Source organism: Chamaesiphon sp. GL140_3_metabinner_50 (genome assembly GCF_025361915.1).
GTDB lineage: Bacteria > Cyanobacteriota > Cyanobacteriia > Cyanobacteriales > Chamaesiphonaceae > Chamaesiphon.
In genome coordinates, this window is sequence record NZ_JANYJC010000092.1 from 1 (window position 1) to 11,606 (window position 11,606).

Annotated in this window: 13 protein-coding genes; 8 read left to right on the plus strand and 5 right to left on the minus strand. The window is 45.2% G+C overall.

All coding sequences use genetic code 11. The features are described from left to right. Positions 1 to 1,101 (plus strand): asparagine--tRNA ligase (gene asnS / locus Q0R35_RS04870; protein ID WP_295614965.1); only part of this gene is annotated, 1,101 nt, incomplete at its 5' end. Between the two features lie 173 nt (positions 1,102 to 1,274). On the opposite strand, the gene Q0R35_RS04875 is transcribed toward asnS, so the two are convergent. The 3 genes from Q0R35_RS04875 to murC form a co-directional block, all read right to left on the minus strand. Beyond that, positions 1,275 to 1,616: a YbaB/EbfC family nucleoid-associated protein gene (locus tag Q0R35_RS04875; protein WP_295614966.1), complete on the minus strand. Its 342-nt coding sequence runs from the start codon at positions 1,614 to 1,616 to the stop codon at positions 1,275 to 1,277. Positions 1,617 to 1,873: 257 nt separating this feature from the next. Further along, on the minus strand, positions 1,874 to 2,878 hold the full coding sequence (gene murB, locus Q0R35_RS04880) for a UDP-N-acetylmuramate dehydrogenase (RefSeq protein ID WP_295614967.1): 1,005 nt from the start codon (positions 2,876 to 2,878) through the stop codon (positions 1,874 to 1,876). A gap of 193 nt (positions 2,879 to 3,071) precedes the next feature. Beyond that, the gene (murC, locus tag Q0R35_RS04885) at positions 3,072 to 4,505 is read right to left on the minus strand and encodes a UDP-N-acetylmuramate--L-alanine ligase (RefSeq protein ID WP_295614968.1); all 1,434 of its coding nucleotides are present in this window, start codon (positions 4,503 to 4,505) and stop codon (positions 3,072 to 3,074) included. Between the two features lie 459 nt (positions 4,506 to 4,964). Between murC and smpB the strand changes: the two genes are divergently transcribed. The 3 genes from smpB (at position 4,965) to Q0R35_RS04900 (ending at position 6,361) form a co-directional block, all read left to right on the plus strand. Continuing rightward, positions 4,965 to 5,438, plus strand: coding sequence for an SsrA-binding protein SmpB (gene smpB, locus Q0R35_RS04890; RefSeq protein ID WP_295614969.1), 474 nt, complete (start codon positions 4,965 to 4,967; stop codon positions 5,436 to 5,438). A gap of 108 nt (positions 5,439 to 5,546) precedes the next feature. Continuing rightward, positions 5,547 to 5,993 carry a hypothetical protein gene (locus tag Q0R35_RS04895; protein WP_295614970.1) on the plus strand — a complete coding sequence of 149 codons (447 nt, stop codon included), beginning with the start codon at positions 5,547 to 5,549 and terminating at the stop codon, positions 5,991 to 5,993. A gap of 218 nt (positions 5,994 to 6,211) precedes the next feature. Further along, the gene (locus Q0R35_RS04900; RefSeq protein ID WP_295614971.1) at positions 6,212 to 6,361 is read left to right on the plus strand and encodes a hypothetical protein; all 150 of its coding nucleotides are present in this window, start codon (positions 6,212 to 6,214) and stop codon (positions 6,359 to 6,361) included. A gap of 61 nt (positions 6,362 to 6,422) precedes the next feature. Here the strand turns inward: Q0R35_RS04900 and acs are convergent, their stop codons facing one another. Further along, positions 6,423 to 8,393, minus strand: coding sequence for an acetate--CoA ligase (gene acs / locus Q0R35_RS04905; RefSeq protein WP_295614972.1), 1,971 nt, complete (start codon positions 8,391 to 8,393; stop codon positions 6,423 to 6,425). 161 nt (positions 8,394 to 8,554) lie between these two features. Between acs and Q0R35_RS04910 the strand changes: the two genes are divergently transcribed. The 3 genes from Q0R35_RS04910 to Q0R35_RS04920 all read left to right on the plus strand — a co-directional run bounded on the left by Q0R35_RS04910 (position 8,555) and on the right by Q0R35_RS04920 (position 10,061). Continuing rightward, on the plus strand, positions 8,555 to 8,857 hold the full coding sequence (locus Q0R35_RS04910; RefSeq protein WP_295614973.1) for a type II toxin-antitoxin system HigB family toxin: 303 nt from the start codon (positions 8,555 to 8,557) through the stop codon (positions 8,855 to 8,857). Next, entirely contained in the window at positions 8,854 to 9,213 is a 360-nt protein-coding gene (locus tag Q0R35_RS04915; protein WP_295614974.1) for a transcriptional regulator, read from the plus strand. The genes Q0R35_RS04910 and Q0R35_RS04915 overlap by 4 nt, the downstream gene beginning before the upstream one ends. Positions 9,214 to 9,533: 320 nt before the next feature. Continuing rightward, positions 9,534 to 10,061, plus strand: a complete 528-nt coding sequence (locus Q0R35_RS04920; protein WP_295614975.1) for a hypothetical protein — start codon at positions 9,534 to 9,536, stop codon at positions 10,059 to 10,061. 134 nt (positions 10,062 to 10,195) lie between these two features. On the opposite strand, the gene Q0R35_RS04925 is transcribed toward Q0R35_RS04920, so the two are convergent. Beyond that, on the minus strand, positions 10,196 to 10,462 hold the full coding sequence (locus Q0R35_RS04925) for a type II toxin-antitoxin system ParD family antitoxin (protein WP_295614976.1): 267 nt from the start codon (positions 10,460 to 10,462) through the stop codon (positions 10,196 to 10,198). Between the two features lie 232 nt (positions 10,463 to 10,694). Between Q0R35_RS04925 and Q0R35_RS04930 the strand changes: the two genes are divergently transcribed. Further along, on the plus strand, positions 10,695 to 11,606 hold a 912-nt coding region (locus Q0R35_RS04930; protein ID WP_295614977.1), incomplete at its 3' end, for a carotenoid oxygenase family protein.

Genomic DNA, 11,606 nt, shown 5'->3' on the forward strand with positions numbered 1-11,606 from the left:
TACGGCGAAGCAGATCCCGAAACATATCCCCTCCAGAAAAAACGCCACTCCTTTGAATTTTTGCGCGAGATCGGGCATTTGCGATCGCGGACTAATACTCTCAGTGCGGTATTTAGAGTGCGGAATGCTTGTGCCACAGCCATTCATCAATTTTTTCAAGAGCGCGGCTTTTTATGGGTACACACGCCGATTATTAGCGCGAGTGACTGCGAAGGTGCGGGGGAAATGTTCAATGTCACCACCCTTAATCTCAAAAAAGTCCCGCTCACTCCCGATAACCAGATCGATTACAGTCAAGATTTCTTCGGAAAGGCGGCATATTTGACCGTCAGCGGGCAGTTAGAAGCCGAAGTGATGGCGATGGCATTTAGCAACGTTTACACGTTTGGGCCAACTTTTCGGGCAGAAAATTCTAATACTTCTCGTCACCTGGCTGAATTTTGGATGATCGAGCCGGAGATGGCTTTTTGCGATTTGCGGGAAGATATGGATTTAGCTGAAACGTTTCTCCAGTATATCTTTAAGTATGTAATGGAAAATTGTCAATCAGACATGGAATTTTTTAACGAGCGAATCGATAAGTCGGTTTTAGCCACTGCTGAGAATATTATTAACAATCAATTCGAGCGACTGACTTATACTGATGCGATCTCCTTACTCGAAAAATCGGGGCAAAAATTCGAGTATCCCGTCAGTTGGGGACTCGATCTTCAATCCGAACACGAACGCTATTTAGCTGAGGAAGTTTTTAAAAAGCCTGTTATCCTTACCGATTATCCCGTCGAAATTAAAGCCTTCTATATGCGGCTCAATGACGATGGTAAAACCGTCGCCGCAATGGATATTTTAGCTCCTAAAATCGGCGAAATTATTGGCGGTTCCCAACGAGAAGAACGCCTCGATGTGCTGGAACGGCGGTTGATAGCGCAAGGATTGAACCCCGCCGACTACTGGTGGTATCTAGATTTACGGCGTTATGGTACCGTCCCTCATGCTGGCTTCGGTTTGGGATTCGAGCGGTTGGTACAATTCATGACGGGAATGACCAATATTCGCGATGTAATTCCGTTCCCCCGCGCACCATTAACTGTCGAATTTTAAAATCTCACATCTTGCATTACAACAAAGCTATTAGTGTTTTAGTGGATAGCAAGCCGCTGGTGCAAGATGTGAGAAATCCAAAATCCAAAATGTTAGGGGTACTGCTGACATCATTTAGTTCAGCAATACCCCTAATTTACCTATGAAATTTCCGCAGCCACTTGCCGATCGGGTTACAATCCAGGAATATTTAGTCCGCTAGTGAGTAATTCCATCCGTTCGCGCATGGTAGCAGTAGATTTCTCATAAGCATCTGTCATTGCATCTAGCACTAACTGAGAGAGTTCTTCAGGACTCTTAGCCGCAGCCTCAGCACCAATATTAACTTTACGTGGTTCTTGGTTACCGCTGAGAATTACAGTAACATCGCCTGCTTGACCTTCAATCTCCATTACCTCCAGTTCTTCTTGGAGCTTTTTGGCATCTTCTTGTACTTGTTGGGCTTTTTTAAAGGCATCTGCAAGTTCTTTCATCTTGCCGAGACCGAAACCGCCAAATCCTTTTCCTTGAGTCATAATCTTTACTTTTTAGTCAATCTAAACAATATCCCATCTTACTGGAGTCAGGAAGTTCGGGGGTGAGGGTATCCGCCAGTAGGCTTTAGGTTTTGGGCTTTAGGCTTTAGGGTGAAGAAGTTTTAGCTACTGCCCAACCCACTCTTCTCATTCTACCCAAATCCAGGTTGGAGATCGCGATTACCTGCATCTACGCGCGGCTACGCCAACGCGAGTGTCCCCACCTAAAACCTAAAGCCTAAAGCCTAAAGCCTAGTTTAAAACTCACCGAGCATTTTTACTTCTGGTTCGAGTTCGATCGAGTAATTGGCTTTAACCTGACGCTGGACGTAATAAATCAACGATCTGATATCGCTAGCGGTGGCATCTTGGCGATTGATAATAAAATTAGCATGAAGAGTCGAAACTTCAGCATCGCCAATGCGGTGTCCTTTCAGCCCTAATCCTTCAATTAAAGCAGCCGCATATAAAGGGCTAGGATTGCGAAACACGCTTCCACAGCTAGGTCTATCGTATGGTTGTTTGCTATGACGCTTTTCTAAATCTCGGAATGTCCGCGCTTTGATATCTTCGGGATCTTCTGCTGTGAGGAGTTGAAATTTAGCACTGATGACGATCCGCGCATCGCCTTGCAGATTGGATGTCCGATAACTATAGTTTAAATCCTGATTGGTCAGCGTTTCGATCGAGCCATCGAGGTTTAACACTTCGGTGTTGACTAAAATCTCTTGAGTACTGTGTCCGTGCGCGCCAGCATTCATCACCACAGCACCGCCTACAGTGCCCGGTATCCCCGCTGCCCACTCCATTCCGCTCCAACCCTTACGAGCGGCTTGCCAAGCTAGGCTGGCGACCATTTTACCCGCATCCGCATAAATCGATCGATCTTCGCCGCTGGCTGAAGTATTGACATGGCGTAAATGACGGGTACAAATAACCAATCCTGCCAAACCGCGATCGCTAATTAATAAGTTTGAACCAGCTCCAATAATGGTAATCGGCAGATTGTTCGTCCTCGCCCAAGCCAAACCGCTTTGGGTTTGAGCCAGAGTTCTGGGTTCGAGATACCACTCAGCAGCCCCACCGACTTTCCATGTTGTCAAACCTCTGAGCGATACCCCAGCATGAATCAAGCAATCTGTCGGAACTTCTAAGTCTCGATCGGAATCTGTAGAAGTTGAGACTGCATGTTGAATTTGGGTATCGATCCTGGTTGCTTTGGCAGGAATTCGACTGCGCGAACGGTCTTGGGAAAGTGTCATAGTGGAGATGTAAGGTAGTTTGCTGAAATCGGGGGTCGATCGCGAGATCCAATAACTCGTAGAAATATGCAGACAGTTCTCAGCCATTTAGATGAAGTCGATTCTCTTTCGCCAGACGCTACGCGAACGGCTTCAATCGTCAAATGTATAACGTTTGTCTGCGATAAACTAGCATTGATAATACACTAACCGATTACGTCTGAGCGACTGTTTCTGTCGATTTGACATTTGACATATTTCGATAAAAATCTACTACTCCTAAAATAATTTGATTGAGATTGCCCGCACCCAAACACAAGCAGATATCTCCTGGTTGAAGATTATGGCTGAGGAATTGCGATACAGCTTCGAGAGTGGGTACATAACAAACATTCGGGTGATAGCGACCGATTTGAGTTACGACTTCTTCACCACTAATGTTGCTAGTATTTACCTCACCCGCACTATAAATATCTGTAATAACTACTACGTCAGCATCTTTAAAAGACCGGGCGAAGTCATCGAGAAATTCTAAAGTACGGCTGTATCGATGGGGTTGGAAGACGGCTACAACTCGGCGTTCGGTACCGACTCGCAACCGAGCCGCACTAAGGGTGACGAGAATTTCACTGGGGTGGTGAGCGTAGTCATCGATAAAGGTAATATTATTCTGGTAACCTCGAAGTTCAAACCGTCGTTTGGCACCGCTGAAAGTCGCCAATCCAGAAGCAATTGCCTCAAAGTCTAGGCCGATCTTGCGACCGACGGCGATCGTCGCTAGCGCATTACTCAAGTTATGTTTTCCTAAAACCCCTAACTTTAGTGTTCCCAATAAATTCCCATATTCATATATTTGGGCCGAAGTTCCTGCACTATGATAGTCAATCTCATCAGCGGTATAATCGGCTACACGACCCGGCTCGATACTATAAGTAATTGTCGGTTGGATTCGCTCTCTGACAATCGGACAATCGATCGAACCGACAGTCACTTGACATTGGCTGGCAAATTTGGTGAAGGTGGCAATTACCTGCTCCAAACTCTTGTAATGGTCGGTATGATCTAGCTCGATATTAGTAATCACCCCAATAGTGGGCGAATGTTTAGTAATCGAACCATCGGATTCATCGACTTCTGCGACAAAATATTCGCTCTTACCGACTCTAGCAGTGCCATCCCACGCCGTTACTTCGCCACCAACCACGATCGTCGGATCGACACCAGCCATCGTCAACATATACCCAATTTCACTACTCGTAGTAGTTTTACCGTGAGTACCCGCTACACCAATACTAGTATATTCACCGATCAATGCTGCCAATACATCCGATCGATGAAAGATCGGACATCCACGTTCTAGCGCGGCGGTTAATTCGCTATTTGTCTTCCCAATCGCTGTCGAGCAGACAATTTGGGGAGTTTGCCCAGATGGGTGGTTATCGAAATATGCTAAATTACTGGCATCTTGCTTGAGGAAAACATGCGCCCCTGCTGCTGCCAACTTTTCGGTAATGTTTGTCGCTCGGAGATCGGAACCAGATACTGGTAATCCCCGTGTAGCCAGAACGTAGGCAAGTCCCGACATGCCTATCCCCCCAATGCCGATAAAATGGATCGGACGACCGCCGAAATCAATAGAGCTACCCATAATATTTTCTCACCAGCCAGATAGAACGCGCCTTACCAACAGGCGTTATCGTATCAATAATTGTTTGTTGCCGATCTAAATTCCTTGTCACAGTCATACTGAATGAGAATTGGGTCGTGTTAGAGCTTAAATTAGATCGAGATTACTCATTTTGAGAATACACTACGATCGCTAGATCGACCAAATTTAGCTGGCGTTGGCGTAGCCGCTCAGAATGAGCATCGAGGAATTCTATCGATTTCCCGATTCCGCAAGGCGGAGGCTACGCCAACGAGCCATGTCAGCAAGCGATCGCGATGATTTGCACTTTTGATGGAATAACTATACCAAATTTCGCCAATTAGTCTAGAGCTTTAGATAAAGTTACATTTCCTGACTACCGATAAACTAGATTGGGGCTATAATTTTGGCGATCGCCGCTTTCGATCCAGTCGCGCTCGTGAATAGTAAAATAGAAGTATGAGCGAGAAAGAAAAATCGGATAGTATCAAAATTGTTGCCGACAATCGGCAAGCTCGGTTCCTGTACGAAATCCTCGAAACTTACGAAGCGGGGGTCGAGTTGTTGGGTACCGAGGTAAAATCGATTCGGGCGGGTAAAGCTAACCTGCGCGATGGTTATGGCTTATTGCGACAGGGGCAAATTTGGCTGTTAAATGCCCACATTTCACCCCACAACTCGACGGGAGCGTATTTTAACCACGAACCCACCCGCACCCGCAGATTGCTAATGCACAAAGCCGAAATTCGCAAGTTAATCGGCAAAGTCGAGCAACAGGGTTTGACGCTGGTGCCGTTGAAGATGTATCTCAAGCGGGGTAAGGTGAAGGTGACGATCGCGTTAGTACGCGGTAAGAAGCTCCACGACAAGCGCGACGATCTCAAGAAGCGAGACGATAAGCGCGATATGGATCGCGCGATGAAGCGCGGTTAAGCATCTAACAAATAGAGGTAGTAGGGGCAATTCATGAATTGCCCCTACCTTGAATTTTGAACCAGATTACCCTTAGAATAAATTTATCGAACGACTGTAGCTCGCAATATGGTGAGAGTAACATTTGGAGGGCCTGTTAAAGTTCTGTGGCAAAGCTTTAATGGATCAGAAGAAATAACGATCGACGATCGAGAAATATTACAGAAGTTCGATGATTGTGTCTACTCTCATGGAGAAGGTGAAAACAAATCTCCAGTAGAATTAAGCCAATATTTGCAAGATGGACGGGATACCGAGCATTTATATTTGCTTGGTATTAGGGGTGGTATTCTGCGATACGAGTATCGTCAGTCAGAACATAGACTTTGGATTCTTACCGAATACAAATCTCCACGAAAATTATCTGAAGAGGAATTTCAGTCTCTTTATCTGTTCACTAGGAGTCAATGGTACGACGGTGCTGGAGAGAATTTTGCTGGAGAACTTGCAGATCGGAATGAGGGAATTGCACCATTGGGTCATCCTGAGTCTGTCTATCTATTTGAAGACGATTAGCCATGCGTAGGTTGGGTAGAGCAAAGCGAAACCCAACTCAACCAGCAACATTTGAGGCTGCCCTAGTTTCATTCTTCAACCCAACCTACGAGTACTGAGGGTTAGAACCAAATCAAGTTTCGTGTTAATTTTATCGACACTTTCATTTACGACCTTGATTGAATTTAAAGTGTAATCGTAAGTAAGTTTACTATTCATTATTTCTCAAGGTACTCAAAATGTCAGACAAAGCAGAAAATCAAAGCCAGAGTCAATCGCCTAAACCAACGCCAGAAACATCAAGCCAGGGCAATCGCAGATTACCGACTATCGATCCTGCTAGGACTATTAACTACAGACAAGATGGTGTCGATCGCAGCAAGAAATAAAAATCGATGAGTAAAACCCAACACTTATTTTAAAGGTTGGGTTTATTTTTAATTTAATCGACTAATCACTACCTCTCAACTTATCCAAAACACTACGATCTTCGAGTGTCGAAGTATCGCCTGATACTTCCTTACCTGCGGCTAAATCGCGTAATAATCGTCGCATAATTTTACCCGATCGAGTCTTCGGTAATGCATCGGTAAATCGAATTTCACCCGGACGCGCGATCGCCCCAATTTCTGTACCGACATGTTTTTGCAACTCTTTTACTAAACTTGCATCTCCGATAAAGTTACTATTTAAAGTTACAAAAGCGACGATTTCTTCGCCCTTAATTTCATCGGGTTTGCCCACAACTGCGGCTTCGGCAACCGCAGGATGAGAGACAAGCGCAGATTCGAGTTCCATCGTGCCCAGACGATGCCCAGAGACGTTGAGAACGTCATCGATGCGTCCCATCACCCAGAAGTAACCATCTGCGTCCTGACGCGCTCCATCCCCCGCAAAATACATGTATTTGCCATCTTTGGGGGCGATATGTTCCCAGTAAGTTTTACGGAAACGTTCGTCGTCGCCGTAGACAGTCCGCATCATTCCCGGCCAAGGATATTTTACGGCTAAGTATCCGCCATGATTGGCGGGGAGGGTGTTGCCATCGAGATCGACAACTTCGGCGATGATGCCGGGAAAGGGGCGAGTGGCGGAGCCTGGTTTAGTGGGAATTGCACCAGGGAGAGAGGTAATCATAATGCCGCCAGTTTCAGTTTGCCACCAAGTATCGACGATCGGACATTTTTCGTGCCCAATCACGCGGTGATACCACATCCAGGCTTCGGGGTTAATTGGTTCGCCAACGGTACCCAGGAGGCGGAGGGAGGAGAGATTACGGGCGTTGGGCAATTCTTCACCCATTTTCATAAAGACGCGAATAGCGGTGGGGGCAGTATAGAAGATAGTAACCCCATATTTTTCAATGAGGTCCCAGGTGCAGCCCGGTTTCGAGGGACGAGTAACGCCTTCATACATAACTGTGGTCGCGCCGTTAGATAATGGCCCGTAGACGATGTAACTATGTCCGGTAATCCAGCCGACATCGGCGGTACACCAGTAAACATCGGTATCCTTGAGATCGAAAATCCACTTGGTAGTCATGTGGCTGTAGAGGTTATAACCGCCAGTAGTATGGACTACGCCCTTGGGTTTGCCCGTACTGCCGGAGGTATAAAGGACGAATAACATATCCTCGGCATCCATTTCGACAGCGGGACAGTCGGCGGAGACGGTAGACTGAATTTCATGCCACCAGATATCGCGTCCCTCAACGATGGGGATTTCTTGCTTGGTACGCTGAACGACTAAAACTTGCTCGACTGTCGGACAGGCATTATTTTCTAAAGCTTTATCGACTTGAATTTTTAATGGTACGATCGCATCTTTACGCCAGCCACCATCGGCGGTAATTACGGCTTTAGCCTTACCATTGGCTAATCTGTCGCGCAACGCCTCAGCACTAAAGCCACCAAACACAACGGTATGTACCGCCCCAATTCTCGCACAAGCCAGCATCGCGATCGCAGCTTCAGGAATCATCGGCATGTAGATCCCGACTAAATCCCCTTTAACTACACCCATCTGTTTGAGCGCATTCGCCATCTGACAGACTTCGCGGTGCAATTGAGCGTAAGTCAGCGTGCGCGAGTCGCCGGGTTCGCCTTCCCAAATTAGCGCAGCTTTATTCTTACGCCAGGTAGTCAGATGTCGATCGAGACAATTATACGAGATATTAATCTTACCACCTGTAAACCACTTAGCAAATGGGGGCTGCCAATCTAGCACCGTTTCCCATTTTTTAAACCAATGTAGTTCGCTGTCGGCGAGTTCTGCCCAAAACTGTTCGGGATTAGCTTGGGCACGGGCGTAAATACTTTCATACTCTGCCAAACTCTTAATCTGTGCAGCTTGTGAAAATTCTGCCGAGGGGCTAAATAGTCGCTCTTCTTGGAGCGTAGATTCGATAGATATATCTGACATGGTAGGGAGCAGAAATTTGCGATCGATTATTATGCAGTCAATTATCGCCCAGTTCGCGGGACAATTTGCTAGTGGCTGGGTTGGATCGATCGATCCAAGCTATCTATCAGTAATAATGTGGTGTGTCTCGATCGATAGTCTAATGCTGTAAAATATTATTTATGAGAGTTATCGCCAAAAGAACATTGCGCGAATTTTGGGAAAGTACGCCAAAATATACCGATGCGGAAGACCCACTCAGATCGTGGTATCGGGAAGCTAAACAGGCAACTTGGCAAACACCTGCGGATGTGAAAGAACAATATCGCAACGCGAGTATCCTGAAAAATAATCGAACTGTATTCAATATTGCAGGTAATAAATATCGATTAGTTGTTGAGATTAACTACGCCGCACAGATTATTTTTATTCGCTTTATTGGCACTCACCAAGAATACGACTCAATCGATGTGGAGACAATATGAACACAGCCTTAATTCGACCAATTAAAACCGAAGCTGATTATCAAGCTGCCTTGCAACGCGCCGGAGCGTTGATGTCATCGATTCCTAATACTCCTGAAGCTGATGAATTGGAGGTGTTAGCAACTTTAATAGAGCTATATGAAGATAAATATTTTCCGATTGAGTTACCAGATCCGATCGCAGCGATTGAATTTAGACTAGAACAACTGGATCGATCGAATGCAGATCTAATTCCGCTAATTGGTAGTGAAAGCTTGGTAGCAGAGGTAATGTCTAAACGCCAACCATTAACGCTAGAAATGATTCGGGCAATTCATCAACATTTAGGCATTCCCGCAGATGTGCTGTTGCAATAGCATCGTCAAATAGTAGTTACAGATCGACGATCGGGCAATTTTAGCATAGCTAAAGCCAGTCACAAGCAGGAATGTCACAGATGGGCGGTCGATCGTGTAGTGTATCAAAGTCGATTCTCATCTTGAGTTCTGGCTTGAGTGCGCTCAATGTTTTGCTGGAATTATCGCTCGCGTTAAGATAGCCTGAAACCTCGACAGGGACTAATGTTCATCATATATTGTCTCAAGCTGCATGGTAAATCAAGTGTTATTAGCTTGTCCTGTGGGTACTCCATCTATGTACCAAGACTTCTGAAGAAGTATATTTATCACTCTTCATCATGGAAACATCCACAGATCATTTAGTAAACAACTATATTAAACGCATTACAGAGTTGAGGGATAAAACCGATAGAATTCCTACAACGGAAGAGCTAAAAGATATAGCATCAGAACTAGGAGTTACAACTTCAGAAATAAATATTGCACAGGAATTATCAAAAAAGAGTTTTACAAAAGGAAAGAATTATCTCAAAATTAAAGAATGGGATGATGCTATACTGGAACTTGCTGATGCTATTATATTCAATCCTTCAGACTTAGAAATGTTGACTTGCTTGGGTCAGTCCTATTTAGGGAATTTTAGAGCGACTAAAAATAATGAATATTTAGATAAAGGTAAAGCTATTGCTAAACAATGTTTGGAGATAGATCCCGATTACAAGCCTGCATACACTTTATTGTCTGACTTTAATAAAGTATTGCCACAAAAAGAACAAGAACAATCTACACAATCTGGATGTGCTGGTTGCATCTCTATGATTATTGGATTGACAGTATTAGGATGGTTAGCTAGTTTTTTCAATTAATGTGATACTTAAATCTAACATCAAAGAGAGATCGTACTTACGCGATCGCTCTTTGATTTCTTCAACTTATACAATCGATAAGTACTGAGATAGCGGATCTAGATCGCGGGTAGTGCTGGGCGCGAGGATAAAATTCATGAGAGCCGCGTTTGTCGTGCTGCCTGAAATTGCTGAAGATAGCCCTCCATCGCAGTGGTACCATCAACACCTTCGCCTCGATCGAGTTCAGCAATCCCAATGGCGATTTGTTGACGGGTTTCTTCGATCCAGGTTTGATGTTCGGTATCGAGGCGAGTGAGTAGTTGCAGGGCGATGGCTAGTACTTCTTCCGCGTTGGCATAACGTCCGGTATCCAAGTGATTTTGAATGAGTTTTTCGTGCTCAGGGGTGATTGTCAGCATAGATTATGACGATTGGGCAAAGCTCACATTTCGCGAACGGGGAAGACATCCTTATTGTAACCACCTGGACGTATCCGCACCTCAAAACTAGCAATATTATTGCGATCGAGATCGGTTGATATCTCCATAACGAATGCGATCTTTGTAGAATTTAGAGAGGTGGCAATCTGTCTGTAGATATGTAAATCTAGTCGAATTGTCCGATCGAACACCAAATCACTGCTACTTGCTCATGACAACTACCTCAAAACGATCGACTACTAAACCTCTGTGGGGTCAAGCTCTAGCTGCACCCGCACCCGAATTTCCTCAAACGCAGTTACAGATTCTCTCAGGTGCGATTCCGGCTGGCTTGCGCGGTACCCTCTATCGGAATGGCCCCGGACGGCTCGAACGGGGCGGTCAGCGGGTCGGACATTGGTTCGATGGGGATGGAGCAATTTTGGCGGTAAAGTTTGCTGACGGGGCTGCTAGCGGGGTCTATCGCTACGTGCAAACTAAGAAATATCAGGAAGAAAGTCAGGTCGATCGGTGGTTGTATGGTAACTATGGCATGTTGCCATCTGGAAACTTGTGGGAAAGGTTTGGTAAATCGCTGGGAAATGCGGCAAATACTTCGGTTTTAGCTTTACCCGATCGATTGTTGGCACTCTGGGAAGGTGCCGAGCCGCACGCGCTAGATTTAGATACTTTAGCAACGATTGGGACGGATTATTTAGGTAGCGATCTGACACCATTAGTTTATTCAGCACATCCCAAAGTCGATCCAATTTCGGGACATATATATAATTTTGGCATCTCGATCGGCGCGCAACCAAAACTAAATCTGTATGAGAGCGATCGCAGTGGTAAAGTTATTAAATCTAGTCAAACTAAGTTACCCAGACTGACTACCGTTCATGACTTTTTAATGGTCGGTAAGTATTTAGTATTTTGCATTAACCCGGTAGAGATTCAACCGTTACCAATTTTATTGCAATTGGCTAGTTATAGTGAATCGATTCGGTGGAAGCCAGAACTCGGCACCCAAATCATGATATTCGATCGCGAGGATCTGAGTCTAGTTAGTAATTTCACTACTGAGCCGTGGTATCAATGGCATTTAGGTAATGGCTATGTCGATGCTAACGGTAAAATCATCTGC

Bases quoted from the DNA above. Each gene is read 5' to 3' on its own strand.
- Q0R35_RS04925 (WP_295614976.1), bottom strand. From the start codon at position 10,462: ATGCTGACAATCACCCCTGAGCACGAAAAACTCATTCAAAATCACTTG.
- acs (WP_295614972.1), bottom strand. From the start codon at position 8,393: ATGTCAGATATATCTATCGAATCTACGCTCCAAGAAGAGCGACTATTT.
- murC (WP_295614968.1), bottom strand. From the start codon at position 4,505: ATGGGTAGCTCTATTGATTTCGGCGGTCGTCCGATCCATTTTATCGGC.
- smpB (WP_295614969.1), top strand. From the start codon at position 4,965: ATGAGCGAGAAAGAAAAATCGGATAGTATCAAAATTGTTGCCGACAAT.
- Q0R35_RS04895 (WP_295614970.1), top strand. From the start codon at position 5,547: ATGGTGAGAGTAACATTTGGAGGGCCTGTTAAAGTTCTGTGGCAAAGC.
- Q0R35_RS04915 (WP_295614974.1), top strand. From the start codon at position 8,854: ATGAACACAGCCTTAATTCGACCAATTAAAACCGAAGCTGATTATCAA.
- Q0R35_RS04900 (WP_295614971.1), top strand. From the start codon at position 6,212: ATGTCAGACAAAGCAGAAAATCAAAGCCAGAGTCAATCGCCTAAACCA.
- Q0R35_RS04920 (WP_295614975.1), top strand. From the start codon at position 9,534: ATGGAAACATCCACAGATCATTTAGTAAACAACTATATTAAACGCATT.
- Q0R35_RS04875 (WP_295614966.1), bottom strand. From the start codon at position 1,616: ATGACTCAAGGAAAAGGATTTGGCGGTTTCGGTCTCGGCAAGATGAAA.
- murB (WP_295614967.1), bottom strand. From the start codon at position 2,878: ATGACACTTTCCCAAGACCGTTCGCGCAGTCGAATTCCTGCCAAAGCA.
- Q0R35_RS04910 (WP_295614973.1), top strand. From the start codon at position 8,555: ATGAGAGTTATCGCCAAAAGAACATTGCGCGAATTTTGGGAAAGTACG.